The organism is Hyphomicrobium nitrativorans NL23, assembly GCF_000503895.1.
GTDB lineage: Bacteria > Pseudomonadota > Alphaproteobacteria > Rhizobiales > Hyphomicrobiaceae > Hyphomicrobium_C > Hyphomicrobium_C nitrativorans.
This window is the reverse complement of sequence record NC_022997.1, coordinates 1,434,457-1,450,112: the sequence shown is the minus strand read 5'-3', so window position 1 is coordinate 1,450,112 and position 15,656 is coordinate 1,434,457. Positions and strand designations below refer to the sequence as shown.

Annotated in this window: 17 protein-coding genes and 2 CRISPR repeat arrays; of the genes, 15 read left to right on the top strand and 2 right to left on the bottom strand. The window is 61.4% G+C overall.

Translation table 11 applies throughout. The features are described 5' to 3' along the window. Window positions 1-12 precede the first annotated feature (12 nt). A complete protein-coding gene (gene cas2, locus W911_RS06720; protein ID WP_023786782.1) occupies window positions 13-303 on the top strand; it encodes a CRISPR-associated endonuclease Cas2 in 291 nt (96 codons plus the stop codon). Between the two features lie 194 nt (window positions 304-497). After that, window positions 498-2,157: a CRISPR direct-repeat array (repeat unit 32 nt; unit sequence GTCGCCTCCCGCGCGGAGGCGTGGATAGAAAC). A gap of 95 nt (window positions 2,158-2,252) precedes the next feature. Further along, window positions 2,253-2,820: a CRISPR direct-repeat array (repeat unit 32 nt; unit sequence GTCGCCTCCCGCGCGGAGGCGTGGATAGAAAC). 53 nt (window positions 2,821-2,873) lie between these two features. On the opposite strand, the gene W911_RS06715 is transcribed toward cas2, so the two are convergent. Further along, window positions 2,874-3,074: a hypothetical protein gene (locus W911_RS06715; protein ID WP_023786781.1), complete on the bottom strand. Its 201-nt coding sequence runs from the start codon at window positions 3,072-3,074 to the stop codon at window positions 2,874-2,876. Next, window positions 3,011-3,172, bottom strand: coding sequence for an Arm DNA-binding domain-containing protein (locus W911_RS19020; protein WP_425277590.1), 162 nt, complete (start codon window positions 3,170-3,172; stop codon window positions 3,011-3,013). Before W911_RS19020 ends, W911_RS06715 begins: the two co-directional genes overlap by 64 nt. Window positions 3,173-3,852: 680 nt before the next feature. On the opposite strand from W911_RS19020, the gene W911_RS19015 reads away from it, so the two are divergent. The 14 genes from W911_RS19015 (at window position 3,853) to W911_RS06640 (ending at window position 15,640) form a co-directional block, all read left to right on the top strand. Continuing rightward, a complete protein-coding gene (locus tag W911_RS19015) occupies window positions 3,853-4,050 on the top strand; it encodes a helix-turn-helix domain-containing protein (RefSeq protein ID WP_023786780.1) in 198 nt (65 codons plus the stop codon). Window positions 4,051-4,119: 69 nt separating this feature from the next. Next, a complete protein-coding gene (locus W911_RS06705) occupies window positions 4,120-5,001 on the top strand; it encodes a helix-turn-helix domain-containing protein (RefSeq protein WP_023786779.1) in 882 nt (293 codons plus the stop codon). After that, complete coding sequence (locus W911_RS06700; RefSeq protein WP_144083550.1) at window positions 4,991-5,656, top strand: hypothetical protein; 666 nt, start codon at window positions 4,991-4,993, stop codon at window positions 5,654-5,656. Before W911_RS06705 ends, W911_RS06700 begins: the two co-directional genes overlap by 11 nt. Window positions 5,657-5,670: 14 nt before the next feature. Then, complete coding sequence (locus W911_RS18105; RefSeq protein WP_144083549.1) at window positions 5,671-6,372, top strand: hypothetical protein; 702 nt, start codon at window positions 5,671-5,673, stop codon at window positions 6,370-6,372. 113 nt (window positions 6,373-6,485) lie between these two features. After that, window positions 6,486-6,698 (top strand): helix-turn-helix transcriptional regulator, encoded by a 213-nt coding sequence (locus tag W911_RS06685; protein ID WP_023786775.1) that lies wholly within the window; start codon window positions 6,486-6,488, stop codon window positions 6,696-6,698. A gap of 497 nt (window positions 6,699-7,195) precedes the next feature. Next, on the top strand, window positions 7,196-7,663 hold the full coding sequence (locus W911_RS06680; RefSeq protein WP_023786774.1) for a hypothetical protein: 468 nt from the start codon (window positions 7,196-7,198) through the stop codon (window positions 7,661-7,663). Then, window positions 7,660-8,316: a hypothetical protein gene (locus W911_RS06675; protein WP_144083548.1), complete on the top strand. Its 657-nt coding sequence runs from the start codon at window positions 7,660-7,662 to the stop codon at window positions 8,314-8,316. Before W911_RS06680 ends, W911_RS06675 begins: the two co-directional genes overlap by 4 nt. A 9-nt stretch (window positions 8,317-8,325) precedes the next feature. Then, window positions 8,326-8,934 (top strand): hypothetical protein, encoded by a 609-nt coding sequence (locus W911_RS06670; RefSeq protein WP_023786772.1) that lies wholly within the window; start codon window positions 8,326-8,328, stop codon window positions 8,932-8,934. A gap of 129 nt (window positions 8,935-9,063) precedes the next feature. Further along, window positions 9,064-9,381 (top strand): phage tail assembly protein, encoded by a 318-nt coding sequence (locus W911_RS06665; RefSeq protein WP_023786771.1) that lies wholly within the window; start codon window positions 9,064-9,066, stop codon window positions 9,379-9,381. A gap of 121 nt (window positions 9,382-9,502) precedes the next feature. Beyond that, complete coding sequence (locus W911_RS17260) at window positions 9,503-11,806, top strand: phage tail tape measure protein (protein WP_023786769.1); 2,304 nt, start codon at window positions 9,503-9,505, stop codon at window positions 11,804-11,806. A 12-nt stretch (window positions 11,807-11,818) separates the two neighbouring features. Next, on the top strand, window positions 11,819-12,193 hold the full coding sequence (locus tag W911_RS06655; RefSeq protein ID WP_023786768.1) for a hypothetical protein: 375 nt from the start codon (window positions 11,819-11,821) through the stop codon (window positions 12,191-12,193). Between the two features lie 354 nt (window positions 12,194-12,547). Further along, on the top strand, window positions 12,548-13,408 hold the full coding sequence (gene ku / locus W911_RS06650; protein WP_023786767.1) for a non-homologous end joining protein Ku: 861 nt from the start codon (window positions 12,548-12,550) through the stop codon (window positions 13,406-13,408). A 1-nt stretch (window position 13,409) separates the two neighbouring features. Next, window positions 13,410-15,032: a non-homologous end-joining DNA ligase gene (gene ligD, locus W911_RS06645; protein ID WP_023786766.1), complete on the top strand. Its 1,623-nt coding sequence runs from the start codon at window positions 13,410-13,412 to the stop codon at window positions 15,030-15,032. Beyond that, window positions 15,029-15,640 (top strand): ATP-dependent DNA ligase, encoded by a 612-nt coding sequence (locus tag W911_RS06640; RefSeq protein ID WP_023786765.1) that lies wholly within the window; start codon window positions 15,029-15,031, stop codon window positions 15,638-15,640. Before ligD ends, W911_RS06640 begins: the two co-directional genes overlap by 4 nt. Window positions 15,641-15,656: the final 16 nt, after the last annotated feature.

The following is a 15,656-nucleotide window of genomic DNA, read 5'->3' as shown; positions in this document are numbered from 1 at the left end:
GGAAAAATCGCCATGATGGTGCTTGTAACCTACGATGTGAGGACCAGCGAGCCAGGCGGTGAGCGCAGGTTGCGCCGCGTGGCAAAAGCCTGTCGTGATTTTGGTCAGCGTGTGCAGTATTCGGTCTTCGAGGTGGAGGTCGATCAGGCGCAGTGGATTAAGCTCAAGGCAAACTTGGAGGGCTTGATCGACCCGGCCCACGACAGCTTGCGCTATTACTTTCTTGGCACCAATTGGCAGCGGCGCGTGGAACATGTGGGCGCCAAACCTGCCGCAGACTTGAACGGTCCGCTCATCGTTTGACGCGCCTTTTTAAAGAGCGCGAACCGCAAGCATGCCCGCTACTCCAAGCAGGGTTCGCGCTGCTCTACCGCACTGTATTATCTTATAAATTTCCATCCCATCACAGATTAATTGGCTACACAGGAGCGCCCGACGCATAGTTCGCGGCGGCGAGGGATTTTGACAAACCAAACGAGTAAGTTACCTACACTAGCGTCGCCTCCCGCGCGGAGGCGTGGATAGAAACTCCGTTGCCATGCCGACCGAAACGTCAACGCTCAGTCGCCTCCCGCGCGGAGGCGTGGATAGAAACGCGATCACCTGTTCCTGCTTCTCCGCGATCACAGGTCGCCTCCCGCGCGGAGGCGTGGATAGAAACAAAAGTGCGCGGTGGAGCAAGGCCTAACGCTGGCGTCGCCTCCCGCGCGGAGGCGTGGATAGAAACAGCACAATATCTGTCGGGATGAACGAGTCATGCCCGTCGCCTCCCGCGCGGAGGCGTGGATAGAAACCGCGGTGATTTGCATCAAGCGCAATGGTGGCCGCGTCGCCTCCCGCGCGGAGGCGTGGATAGAAACTCGCTGAGGCGAATGACGATGACGCGGAGTTCTGGTCGCCTCCCGCGCGGAGGCGTGGATAGAAACGCGTCCGTCAGCGACTTGGCGTAATAGGCGCCCTGTCGCCTCCCGCGCGGAGGCGTGGATAGAAACATTGGCGAGGAAACACCGTAAAGGTTGCACTCTTGTCGCCTCCCGCGCGGAGGCGTGGATAGAAACGCCGGGTCCGCATCGTCACCGCCGAAGACGTAAAGTCGCCTCCCGCGCGGAGGCGTGGATAGAAACATATCTCGCGCGCCGACCTGCCTGAGACCATCAAGTCGCCTCCCGCGCGGAGGCGTGGATAGAAACTCAATCCCGGCAGTCTGTTCAGCAGATGCGTCCGTCGCCTCCCGCGCGGAGGCGTGGATAGAAACTTTGCACGAGTGCGCCGCGCGGCATGAGCTGCTGGTCGCCTCCCGCGCGGAGGCGTGGATAGAAACATCGCAACGTTCGGGACGGTGCTGTTCGCGAAGGGTCGCCTCCCGCGCGGAGGCGTGGATAGAAACCGCTGAATGTATCCGGGTGGGGTTTGGCCCGGCGTCGCCTCCCGCGCGGAGGCGTGGATAGAAACGTGAAGAACGTGTCGGTGTCGATCAGGAGCAGCCGGTCGCCTCCCGCGCGGAGGCGTGGATAGAAACTTCGCCCTCAGCTTGTCATCTGTGCCCGCGATCTGGTCGCCTCCCGCGCGGAGGCGTGGATAGAAACTCCCACATCCTCCATCCCTCCCCGGAGGCCGTGGTCGCCTCCGCGCGGAGGCGTGGATAGAAACACGACATCTTCGTCGAGGTCGTTGTAAATCTCCGGGTCGCCTCCCGCGCGGAGGCGTGGATAGAAACGCAGCTGTTAGCTCCGGTCAGCGCTCCCGATCGTGTCGCCTCCCGCGCGGAGGCGTGGATAGAAACGCCGCCCGATCCGGCCATGCCGAATATCACCCCAGTCGCCTCCCGCGCGGAGGCGTGGATAGAAACTCCCAGACGGCTTCGAGCATCTGCCCCACGGTCTGTCGCCTCCCACGCGGAGGCGTGGATAGAAACGCCGCCCTGCTGTGGCTCATACGATGAGCGACGCGTCGCCTCCCGCGCGGAGGCGTGGATAGAAACCCAACTGAAAAGGTTGTTCCGTTTCCCGGAGGCGTGGATAGAAACTCAAGCTCCTTCGCCCACGGGGTTTTGCCCCTCGGTCGCCTCCCGCGCGGAGGCGTGGATAGAAACACATCGTCGAGCGGACTAGCGACGCAAACGTCAGTCGCCTCCCGCGCGGAGGCGTGGATAGAAACTCTGTGGCGAGCAGCGTGACGTGGAACCCGAAGGTCGCCTCCGCGGAGGCGTGGATAGAAACTCCACATCGGCCTCGCCGGCAGCCTGCGGCGCAGGTCGCCTCCCGCGCGGAGGCGTGGATAGAAAACAGCAAGGGAAAAAACGCCATGAAAACGCCATGCTGAACCGCAAGGAGCGGTCGCCTCCCGCGCGGAGGCGTGGATAGAAACTCGATCCCGCAGGCACCGTGCGTGCACCCATGCGAGTCACCTCCCGCACGGAGGCGTGGATAGAAACATCATCTGCGACCTCAACGCGCCGGACGGACAGTCGCCTCCTGCGCGGAGGCGTGGATAGAAACGAGAACATCCGCTCCGAGGGGATCGGGTATCCGCAGTCGCCTCCCGCGCGGAGGCGTGGATAGAAACCGCATGCCGATTGCAGATGGTGATCACATTGGAGTGTCGCCTTCCGCGCGGAGGCGTGGATAGAAACATCGGCCTGTCCGCAACGCCATGGTCGCCTCCCGCGCGGAGGCGTGGATAGAAACACCATCGTGCGCGAAAACACGCGCTGGACCGGCGAGTCGCCTCCCGCGCAGAGGCGTGGATAGAAACATTGAGCATGGCCGCCGCTTTGTGGGGGGCATTAGTCGCCTCCCGCGCGGAGGCGTGGATAGAAACCGCGTGGCGCGGCTGTCGACCGCGGACACGTTGCGCGACAGCGTGGCCCGCCATTAAGCCCGATGCTTGTCGTTGCTCCAATCCGCTTCGTGGGCGGCGACATAGGCCTCCGCGCACGTCTTGAAGGTGATCAACTGGGCTTCGGCAATGCGGGCAGCCGCGCGTTTGGCGCTGCGCGCTTCTATGGAGTCTACATCCGCTGCAAGGCTCTCACGGCATTTTTGAGCGGCCACCCGAGCCGCTGCCAGCGACATCGCCGGGAGGACCCGAGGCCCATCTCGCGCGCTCGCTTCGCGTGAGTGAAACGGAACAGCCAACTCTTGCTGCCACTGTCCGTGACGCGGAGGTGCAGCCCACCGCCATCACAATGCTAGCCGGGCTTCCGGAGGTTCTGCACCTGAAGCGCCGTCAGCCTATTAGTCGTCCGGCTTGCTGGCGACCGGCCCTGCCCCCAGCCCACATTTGTGTACGTGACGTGGCTCGACGTGCGCCGACGCTCGCCAGACGACAAGCATGCTAAGACGCTGAAATATCTTGTCAAACATCGACGCTCATCGACATGGACAGACATTTAGCTTTTGGGCAATGGCGGGCTTGGAGGGACTGAGTTCGAACTCCAGTCAAAGCACGAAGGGCTCGGGAGCAAGGCGACCCGGGCCAAGTGGCCCGCCCTCGCGGAGCCCGCCGCGCGGGCGTTAGCGAAAAGAGCTGGCGGAGACGAGGGGATTGAATTACCCCTCGACCTACAAACAAACCATTGATTTTGCTAGATAACAATTCGACCATTTCGTATCGCGTTACCCCGGATGTTGCCCGAAAAACGGTACATTCTATCCACAGGCGTTTTGGAAAACTTTTACCGCATTGACATTCGCGAAACAAAGATCGGCCTGGGGCAGAAATTAGCGCGGATGTCGGACTAATTTGTAAATTTACAATGCGACTTTTTGGGTAGATTTCAATTTGCGGTATTGTTTTCCGGTCATTTGACCAGCATCTGTTCCGTGACGTTTCAAGGTGTATGGAGAGGTCATGGATCGCCTTCTTTTATCTCCGAACGAGTTCGCTCACCGCAATGGCGTTTCGCGCGTTCAGGTCTACCGAATGCTGAACAGCGGAGAGATCTGCGCTTTCAAGGTCGGCAAGCAAACCAAAATCCCGGTCGAGGTTGAACGGGAGTGGCGGGAGAGACTGCCCCGCTATGTACCGCGAGCGGGATGCCAATCGTAAGTCGCAAAGCAACGCGCCCGGCTTTGGCGAGCCGGGCGCGTGTACAGTCAGTCAATGGGAATATCCAGCATGAGTATCAAGGGTAGCGCGAGAGCGCAACCGCGCAATGACGCGCCGCTGATCGTGTCGCAGAAGAATTTTGGAGACGATTTCACAGAGGAGAAGGCCAAGAGAATTGCAGCGATCCGTGATGACCTTCATGTGCATTCGTCTTGCTTTCGGCTCGCTCACATAATCGCGAGCTACATCAGTTCGAGCACGGGGATTGCTTGGCCGAAGCAGGAGACGCTCGCGGAACGAATGGGCTTTAAGAGCAAGGAGGGCATCAAGAAGCTCCTCGATCCACTGGTTGCTCGCGGGCACTTGCTGATTGTCGAGAAGTCAAAGGGGCGTGGGCGCGCGACTGTCTACGCGTTCCCAGCCGTCATTGAGGACAAAAGGGCCAACAGCAGTTCCCCTATTAATGAAGAAAAGGACGAACAGGAGTTAGTCCTTTCGGCTGAAAGGGCTAACTGTAGTTCGGAAAAGGGCGAACAGGAGTTGGCCCCAACTTCTTTTAAAGAACTCCAGAAAGAAGAGAGGGGGGAGGGGTCTGCTTTGGGGGGCCTGACGGCCCCCAACCGCCAAGGGGAGCCGTTCAACCGGTTTTGGGCGGTGTACCCAAAACGTGCTGGGTACGACCTCGCCCGGTGCCATTTCGACAAGGCAATCGAGAACGGCGCCGATCCCGAGGCAATCATCGAAGGCGCGGGTCGCTACGCGGCTGCTCGTGAAGGCCAGGATGAGCAGTTTACGAAGTTCGCATCGAATTGGCTGCGAGAACGCTGCTGGCTCAAGGAACCGACCAAGCGACCGCAAGCGCAATCTCGCAGATCATCCACCCCACATGTTCACGTCAACGATGTCATCCGCCAGCTCGGCTACTCCTTGGAGGCAATCGATGAAAACTGAAGTTGCACAACGTGCGCGCAACGTGCCTGCGCAGCCGAACAGCCCGGCTGCCTTCTTGACGGCCCATGTCGATGCACGGGCGGTTCGCGATCGATACGAGGTTGTGCTGCGCCTTGCTGGCGCTGAGGTTCGAAAACTGTGTATCGAGTATGATGGAACCCCGGCAAGTTGTGACAAGCTGAAGGATCTAGCGCTGCACGTTTGGAACAGAACGCCGCGCTTCATCGATACCCACGACGCCCTTGAGAAGCTCAAGACAGCCGCCGAGAGCCAAGCGTCGAAGGCGGCGATCTCGTCGATCGTCAGCGTGATGCTTCAATCTCGCGCCAGCTTTGATCCATCTCGCAAGGCCGGGTACGTCGATGCACTGCTCGCGGTACTCCTGATGGAAAACGACTTGCGCCCGTTCTCTCGCGCAGCGCTGGCGGCAGCGGTCTACCGGGTGATCACGAATGAGGAGTTCTTACCAGAGATCGCGAAAGTTCTTCGCTTCATCCGAGACGAACAACGCGGGTTCCACGCGGCCGTCGAGGCGGTGGAACAAATCAATGAAGCTCGCCACTACGCTGGGCAAATTCTAGAAGATACAGGCGTGCCTCACGAGCCCGACCAAGATCTATTCGATCTCGGCATTTTAGAGTTTGTACCATTCTAGGTAGACGAGGTGCGATGGCCGTGTCGTATCCGGAGCCGCTTGATGCAGATGCCCTGCGCGCCTTGCGCGCGCGAGCCGAGGCTGATCATGCACAACACTGCGCCCAGTGCGCCCTCCACCGCGACCTGAACACCGCTCTCCGCCTCATTGGAAAGGTGCAAATCAATCGAGGACTTGGCCCAAGAGATTGGGTCGCGTTCGTTGCGTCGGGCGGCCTTGGCCGCCTCTTGGCGCGGGCGGAGGGGCACGGTGACCCATCTCGTGTTGATTGCTTGCCGAGCCTGTTGAACATTGAACGCGATCCCCTCGACGCGCGAGTAATTGACCAGATCGCGTGCTCCCTCGAAAGCCACGCCCACTTCACGAGGGGTAAACAGGGACGACGAAGGGGCGCCGAGTTCTTCCTCGCACTCCACCTTAGCTACGAATTCACCGGCCGCTTCGGTGAGTTGCCTAAGGTGAGCACCTCAGAACAATTCCTCGACGGCCACGATGACCTTGTTTCGCTGTTCGATGTTACCGGCCCCTTTGTTCGCTTCGCACGAGCATCTGCTGGCGATCTCGGCGAACGCGCGTTGCGCGACGCTGTTCGCGACGGGCGCTACGCCTGTAGCATCATCCTGGAATTCGGCATCGTCCCTCCGCCGTATCGTTCCCTTCAATGGATTGATATGGATCGCAAAGTGATCCCACTTTGCGAAGTGGAAGCCGGATAGCGCCATCGGCGCGTTCCGAGTTTTGCATCGTTTTCCGTCCTTTGTCGCAATTAGCGATATCCGTGCATTCTTGCTCCGACGCGGTGATCAGCGTGCCGCGCGACGGAGCAGCGATGAGCAAGACTACCTATCTATCGCCGCGAGAAGCGGCCTCGCATCTCGGTCTGTCGGCCAGCACCTTGGCGAAGCACCGCATCACTGGAACCGGCCCTCGCTTCTTCAAGCTTGGGGGTCTCGTCAAGTATCGTGCCGACGATTTGAACGAGTGGGCGCGTGAGCGCCTGTTCAGATCAACGACCGAGTATATCGAGAAGGCGCGCGCATGATTGGATCCCTCCCCGGTTTTGAAAATCCGAAAAGTCCTGGCGATCTGACAGCGAGCGGCGCGAACGGTTCGTCGTGCGAGAAGCGTTGGGACGCGCGTCAGATCGCGGGCGACTGGCCCTCTCACACCCAGAGGGCAAACACGGACCCAACAGTAGAAGGCGACGCCGCTCGCCACCGGCAGCGCCGAGTACAGTGCGGGTCCGCGCCGCGCCAGGGGCGGGCGGCGCCCACGGTCCACGGTGCGCCACGCCTTGGCTCGGCTCACCGCAACCCTGGCCGACACACGGGTAGTCACATCGGGGTTCGGCAAACCCTTGCCAGGATACCCCGCGCGCGACACGCCCCGACGTCGCGCCGCCCAGGCCCCGTCCCGCACCCCTCCCCCGGGGCGCTTAGGTTCTTTCCAGGGCCTCCTCGCCACTGCGGCGGCCAACCCCCGATATTTTAGCGTTTCTGAAGCTTCCCGATCCGCGTTGCACTTCACTTTCAAGGGCACATGAAAATCAAATCTCCCACCCCTGGAACGATCTCAGTCGATGTCGCCTCGGCCTTGCTGAAGGTTTCCCGACGTCGTTTTTTCCAGCTCGTCAGCGACGGTTGGATCCAGCGATCCGAACGCGGCGAGTACGCCATCAAGGAAGTTGTCCAAGGCGCTATCGCGTTCCGCGACGATCAGATCGCGCGCGCCGAAAAGCGGAATGCCGACAACCGCATCCGCGACGCACGGGCTCGTGAGATCGAACTGCGGACGGCACGCGAGGAAGCCTCGTTGGTGCCGACGGACGAGGTGATTGCCTACACGAGCGCTGTCGTTGGTGCACTCATGGAGCGTCTTCGCAAGCTTCCGGCGAGCGTGACCAGCGATCCGCACGAGCAGCAACGCATCTCAAAAATCGTTGAGCATATCGGCCGGAAGGTTGACGAAGCCGGGTCCGAGTACCGCAACGCATGGAGGCGCTCGTGACGGAGACGACTTACCTCGCTGCGCAATGTCGGTGCGGCGCTGGCGGATATCTCGCTCCAGCAGATGCAGAGTACGCGCTCAAAGTGCTTCAGTACAAACGACCACAAATTGTGGCAGGCGCAGTGCCGACAGCAGCTCCGGATCGCACGCTGCGCGTCGCGACACACGAAGCCTCACACGCGGCGATGGTTCATGTGCTTGGTCACGAACTGTTGTCCATCACGGCGGACGGCCAAGCCCACTGCCTCCACGCTGCCATTGGAAGTCACATAGACCGGGCGGCCATCGCGCTTGCTGGTGGCCATGGCGAACGTCTCATCATCGAGCGCTGCGAGTTTCGGCCCTACGACGACGCCGTGCTGGAGACCTTCAACATCGTTCGAGCGCTGCGGATGGGCGGTTGCGATCAGTGTAACGCAGCCCTCGCGATGTTCGGCTACTGCGGTTTCGATCCGTCAGACGCAGACCTACTCGCAACGTACCGCCGGGTAGAGGCCGCCACCATCGATTTCCTCAGAGAGCCGGTAGCGCGAGCCGTCATTCGCAAACTCGCAGACCGCCTAATGGAGATCGGCACGGTTGACGGTGCCGCTGCCCACCGCCTCATCGAAACCAGCGGCGTTGAGTTTGGCTCGCGTCGCATCACCATCTAGGAGAAGTACATGATCGAGATTTTCAAGAAGCTGGCGGGCGCATCACGTCCCGCAACTGCCGCGGAGTTGCAAGACGCACTGGCCTCAATCGACGAAGCGGCGCTCGCCACGGCACTTGAGGCGGCGACCTCATCACGTGATGAAGCACTACTCTCCGGAGACGAAAAGCGGTTGGAGCGCGCAGAAGCCACTCTCGCGATGGCGCACCGTGATCTCGATCGAGGCCGCGCAGCTACCGAGGCTCTGACGACAAAGATTGCAGAGGCGGAGAAGCGGGAGACTGAACTCGCTATTGAAACCGAGCGAGCAGCGATCGAGAAGCTGGCGAATAGCGTCGCCGCTGACCTTAAAAGGGTATACCCGCGAGCGAGCCGAGAAATCATCGATCTGATCGAACGCCTCATGGAGGCCGAGGAGCGAGTGAAAAAATTCAATGAGAAGGCGGTGCAAGGTGGGTACGGACTGTACATAGAGGAGGTCGATCCTCGCGCCTTTCCTATGCCGAGTGGCATCATTTGGCACGGCGTGGCTGCGTGCACTTCATTGCAGCCGTGCAAAGGTTCACCGGGGTGGGGTGCAGCGCGCGTCTCCCTTGAATGTGCAGGCGTGAAGTTCTGATTGAACACGCCATCCGCGCGGCCACGTCGCGTCGCACGAATGCATTTGGCGCGGCGGCCCTCTCCTTTGTCGCTGCGCCATCGGGGCGGCCCCACTGGGCCGCCCCACCACCGCAACAAGGAAAAAAAGATGACGAGCACTTCCGAGACCGTATCCGCAGGTCCGTCCAAAAGGACCCATCACCTGAAGCACCCCTTCACAACTGCGGACGGAAAGCAGGTCACCGAGATCCTGTTTCGCCGTGCCCGCGCGAAAGACATCCTTGCGTTCGAGGAGGAGCTGAAGCGCGGCGGTAGCGATACCGGCGTGACGTTGGCGTTCCTCGCGAGCGTGAATGGGATGTCGCTCGACGACCTGGGCGAGATCGACGCCGAGGACATGATCGAGGTCGGCGCGATGGTCGTCGATTTTTTGCCGGAACAGTTCAAGGGCGCCCGCGAGGAATAATCGCGGAGGTGGCGTGCGTCCTGCGCACGCCGCTTACCGACGTCCTTGAGATGGAATGGTCCGAAGTTCTGCTGTGGCACGACGAGGCGGTTCGGATTTCTAAGGTGACTGGGGGTGCGTGATGGCTGATCTGACTTCAAGATTGATCGTCCGCCTGATCGACGGCGTTTCCGGCCCGGCTCGTGCCGCAGCGGGCGCCCTCGGTCGCCTGAACCGCGCCTCGAATAACGGGGCAATCGGTGGCGGGCTCGTTGCGATGCAGCAGCGGGTCACCGAGGCGAGCAAGCGCAACAGCGCCGCGATCGCCGGTCTTCAGAACAAGATGTTCGCGGCGGCGGCCGGTGCGTGGGCTCTTAAAGGCGGCTTCACGGGCGTCGTCGGCCCGGCGGTATCGTTCGAAAGCGCTCTTGCCGACGTGGCCAAAGTCACCTCGTTCGATGACACCGAGCTTGCGAAATTCGGGAAGTCGCTCCGTCGCATCGCGACCGATGAGATACCTGTTGCTGTCGATGAGCTTGCCGCCCTCGCTGCCGCCGCCGCACAGTCCGGTGTGCCGGAGGTTGACTTAGAAGGCTTTACTAAAATGACCGCTAAGGCAGCGGTCGCTTGGGAAATGACTGGACAGCAGGCGGGCGAGAACCTCGCGAAGATCCGCGCAGCGCTCGGTCTCACCAACAAGCAGACAGCTCTTTACGCTGACGCGATCAATCACGTCAGTGACAATACCGCTGCAAGCTCGCACGACCTAGTTGATTACACGAGGCGTGTCGCGTCCCAAGGCGAATTTTTCGGATTTGCAAAGGAACAGACGCTCGCGTTCGGCGCCGCGATGATCGGCGCGGGTGCGCAGTCCGAAGTGGCGGCGACGAGCTTCCGCAACATGGGCCGCGCATTGACCAAAGGCGCAAGCGCTCCGAAGCGGATGCAGAGTGCCTATAAGAAGCTCGGTCTGACCTCGACTGGCGTCGCGAAGGCGATGCAGAAGGATGCGGTCGGCACGACGCTTGACGTGATCCAGCGGCTCGGGGAGCTGCCGGAATATATGCAGGCGTCGGTGATGTCCGATCTGTTCGGCGATGAAGCGCGCGCCCTTGCGCCGCTGCTGAACAACGTCGAGCTTCTTCAAGATGCGCTGCGTCTCGTTGCCGAAGAGCAAGAATACGCAAACAGTGTGGGCAAGGAATTTGAGCGGCGGGCGCAAACGACGGCTTATGCGTGGCGGTTATTCAAGAACCGCGTGAAAGACATCGGGCTCGCGCTCGCGGGCACTTTGCTCCCGAACCTCAAGAAGGGCTTGAATTTCCTTGGCCCGTTCGCGAAGCGACTAACCGAATTTTCGGAAGCCAACTCTGGGGTCATCGTCGCAACGCTCGGCGCGGCGGCCGCGCTGATCGGCTTGCGCGTCGGCCTACTCGGTCTCGGGATCGCCGGGCGCCTTGCATATGGCGGGCTCTTGTCGATCGCGAACGCGGCCCTATTCGTCGGACGCGCCCTGGCGTTTGTCACTATCGCTCCACTCGCCGCCGCGCTCCGCGCGGCCCGCACCGCGATGGTAGGCTTCGCCGCGTCCGCTGCGATCCTCGGGAAGGGTGGTGCATTCAAAGCGATAGGAGCGTCGCTGGTGTCGCTTCTCGCCCCTGCCAAGCTGCTTGCTGGCGCCTTTGCCGTCTTGAAGGGCGCTCTCATGTTTAGCGGCGTCGGATTGGCCGTCGGCGCCATCGCTGCGGCCGGGACGGCGATCTACCAGAACTGGTCCGGGATCAAGGCGATGTTCTCCGGCATCGCGGACGGCTTCGCGAAAGGACTAGGACCGGCTGCGAAAGCATTCGAACCGATCGCCAACTTCGCCGAACGGATCTCATCCGCGATCTCTGGCCTAGTCGGCCCGTTGCAAGCCTCAGATGAGATGTGGAAATCGTGGGGGGAAACGATCGGTGGCACCGTAGCCAGCGGCGTCAACGCCGTAATCGGCGCGCTGTCACGTGTAGTCGGCTTCCTCTCGTCGGCGGTCGACATGGCCGTCCGGTTCGGCAGCGCGATCTCAAATGCACTCTCATGGGGTGGCGGAAGTGCCCCTGCCATGCCGAGCGGTCGCGGTGCTGCGCCTTCTGCGCAGAGTGGTGGCGCGGCTCCTCCGGCACGCGTTCGCGGCGGACCTGTGTCGCGGGGACGGTCGTACATCGTCGGCGAGAAGCGCCCGGAGATCTTTACGCCCGGATCGAGTGGCTACATTCACCCGCGCACGGACGTTGGTGTTGGTACTGGCGGTAGCTCTGGCCCGATCAACGTCACGCAGCACTTCACGATCAATGGAGCGACCGATCCCTCGTCGCTGCTCGCAACGATCAGGCGTGAAATGGAGCGGGCGGCACAAGATGTTTTCCGCGGCGTCTTCGCCGACGCGCGAACTGGCTTTGGCTACTAACGGGAGCGCGCGATGAGCATTCAAAAGGCGATGGCGGAGGTGGTCGCCCGCGAAGGCGCAGCCCAGTTCCATACTGTGTTCTCGGAAGCTGCTTTGGGTCGGGCTACGCGCGCGTACGTCGCCTTCGTTGGGGCGGACGAGGAATGTCCGGGCGAGCGCGTACCATTCGCCGCGGGATACGTCCTTGGCGTCGCTGAAGCGCTCCGCCGGGCCGCGATCGCTCTGACTGATCCTCGGTCTCGCGGCGTCGAGGCTGAAGTAGTTCGGCTCCTCGCGGAAGGGCTCGATATCGAAGACGCGCTTCGGAAGGCCAGCGCGCCGCCGGAGCCGAAGGAGCGTGTCGATGCTGTCGTTGTCGCACTTCGCCCCCGTGCGGCAGCGGATTAGGCGCTCTCGGGCCGTGGTCGGCGCAACGACGATCGTCTGGGCCTCACGCCGAACCCGGTAACGAACGTGCGCGACCGGATGCCGGTGCTGTTGTCGGATGAGAGCGATTTCCGAGACGTGGCTGACGGGGACACCCGAAGAGGCGTATTGGCTCGTGCGCACGTGTCCTGCGGAGGCTAGCGGCGAGAAAAGCTTGATCTGCTGGGTGAGGCGGCAGACGCCACTGGTTTCAGCCTTTGACCGGAAGGCGGATTGCACCGCTCATCGAAGTCCGGCGGAAACTTTGTGACACAATCAGGCGTTTCCAACGATAGGTCGTGCCCGTTTCGGGCCCCTAATGTTGGAGTTTGCGTCATGCCTAAGAGAGCCCGCGCATATTGGAAGGGGTTTCTCAGACTGTCTCTCGTGACGATCGGCGTAGAGATCTACAATGCGGTGGAGAGCAAAGCGGACATCTCGTTCCGCCAGATCCACAAGCCCTCTGGCAAGCGTGTTAACTATCAAAAAATCGTCCAAGGGATAGGCGTTATCGACAACGCCGATATCGTTAAAGGCTACGAGGTCGATCAGGACACCTACGTCACCCTTGACCCGGAGGAGATCGACGCGGTCAAGCTCGACAGTAAGAAGACCATCGATCTCGTGCAGTTCATTGACGCCAAGGACATTGACTACCGCTACTTCGAGCGCCCCTATTTCATCGTGCCGTCGGACCCGCTCTCCGGAGAGGGCTTCGTCGTCATTCGCGATGCGCTTCGGAAGACAGGTAAAGTTGGCATCGCCCAGATCACCATCTCTGGGCGCGAATGGCTGGTCGCCATCGCGCCGCTCGAAGACGGCATGGTTATGGAAATGCTCCGCTATGCGGAGGAGCTGAGACAGCCCGCAGACTTCTTCGACGAAGTGCCGAACGCAAAGCCCGATAAGGAGATGGTGGATCTCGCCGTCCAGCTCATCGAGAAAAAGTCGGGTCCGTTCCGCCCGGAGAAGTTCGAGGACCACTATGCGACGGCGCTTAAGGCGCTCATCCGAGACAAGCTGAAGGGACGCAAGATCGTCGCCCGCGAAGAGGATGGCCCCAGAGGCGGCAACATTATCGACCTCATGGAGGCCTTGAAGAAGAGCGTTCGGGGTGGCGCATCGGGCGCAGAGAAACCAAAGAAGACAGCGCGTCGCAGCTCACCCGCGCGCCGTGGCGCCAAGAAGCGAGCTTGACATGGCGCGCTCGGGTAGGAAGTCGGAGCGCTCCCGCAACACGCTCCTGCCATATCGTGCAAAGCGCGACTTCACCCGAACTGAGGAGCCGAGCGGCGCTCAGAACGTGCGCCCAGGCTCGTACCCGCGCTTCGTGATCCAGAAACACGACGCTACTCGGCTTCATTATGATCTTCGCCTTGAGATCGACGGAGCTTTCAAATGTTGGGCGGTGACGCGCGGCCCTTCTCTCGATCCAGGTGAGAAGCGCTTAGCGGTTGAGGTTGAAGATCACCCGCTCGACTACGGCGACTTCGAGGGCACGATACCGAAGGGCGAGTATGGCGGCGGCACGGTAATGGTTTGGGACCGAGGGTTCTGGCTGCCGGAGGGCGACAAGCCTGTGCGAGACGCGCTTCGCGACGGCGAACTTAAGCTGGTCCTTGCAGGATCGAAACTTCAAGGCGGGTGGGTGCTGGTGCGCATGAAGCGCGACCGCACCGGAAGCAAGCGCAACAACTGGCTTTTCATAAAGCATCGCGACATCTATGCGCGGGGCGGCGATAACGATGCGCTCTTGAAGCAGGATCGTTCCGTGGCATCGGATCGAACGATGGCCGAAATCGCGAAAGGCACCGGGCGCGCGCCCGAAGCATTCATGCTCGACGGACGTCGGCGTGGAAAGGCCGATGCGATTTGGCATTCACAGCCAATTGAGAAGCCACGGTCGCAGGATGCAACCGCCGTGCTCAGCGTGAAGATTTCAAACCCCGATAGAGTGCTGTGGCCCCGCACGAAGACCAATCCTGCGACGACCAAACGGGATCTCGCGCGTTACCTGGAAGCGATCGGGCCGTGGATGATCGGCCATCTCGCGGGTCGGCCGTGCTCGGTCGTGAGGGCGCCGGACGGCATAAAAGGTGAAATCTTCTTTCAGCGCCACGCGCTGCAACGAACGCCCGAGGGTGTGACTGAGGTGGAGGTCGGCGGCGACAGAAAGCCATACATTCAGATCGACAGTGTCGAAGGTCTGGTAGGCATGGCGCAGATGTCGGCGCTCGAATTTCATCCTTGGAATTCAGCCCCAGACGCAACTGACGTTCCCGGCCGACTGGTTTTCGATCTCGATCCGGGATCGGGCGTCGCATTTGATGACGTTGTTGCTGCCGCGATCGAGCTACGCGGCAGGCTAGAAAAGCTCGGCCTCGTGCCCTTCTGCAAGACCACGGGAGGGAAAGGGCTGCACGTCACCGTGCCACTCGATCCGAAGCGCTCTCACGGCATCGGGTGGGATGAAGCCAAGATGTTTGCTCAAACCGTCTGCGCTCAGATGGCCCATGACAGCCCCGACCGTTACCTGATCAAGATGACGAGGTCTCTGAGACGTCGGCGCATCTTTCTCGACTACCTGCGCAACGACCGCATGGCGACCGCCGTGGCGCCCCTCTCTCCACGCGCGCGGCCCGGCGCGCTCGTGTCGATGCCGCTCACCTGGGGCCAAGTGCGTCGCGGGCTTGATCCCTCGCGCTTCACGCTCCGCACTGTGCCGAAGTTGATCGCGCGATCCGAAGCATGGCGTGACTACGACAGCGGCGCCCGCTCGTTGAAGGACGCGATCCGCCGCCTCGTAGGCGCAAAGCGATGACCCATCTGGATCGCCGCGCACGAGACGCGATAGACGAGTTTATCCGGCCGTCCGAGCCCATCGAGCAAAGCGCGCCGCCCACCGGCAAGGGCTGGATCCACGAGGTCAAGTTCGACGGCTATCGCCTCCAACTCCATAAGGTCGGCGAGGAGGTCACGATTTACTCCAAGAACGGAAAGGACTTCACGGCGCGTTTTCGTGATATCGCGAGAGCGGTCTCAGGGCTGCCAGTCAAAAGCTGCGTAATCGACGCGGAGGGTGTGGCCCTCGATGCGGCCGGTCGTCCTGATTTCAGAGCCCTTGCCGGGGGGCAAAAGCATGACCGCGTTGCGTGGTGCTTTGATCTGCTCGTTGTGGACGAGCGCGACCTGCGGGAATTGACACTGGTCAAGCGGCGCCTGCGGCTCGGCGCCCTGCTGAAAAAGGCCCGTAGCGAAGTGCTGCGCCTTTCCGAACCATTCCCCGACCCGCTGAAACTTCTGGAGGCGCTCGATGAAGCCGGGCTCGAAGGCGTGGTGTCGAAACGCACTGACCAGCCCTACGTCAGCGGAAAAAATCGAGGGTGGATCAAAGTGAAGTGCCACGTGTGGCGCGCGACCTGGAAGTAAGGCGCTCCCAAGCGGC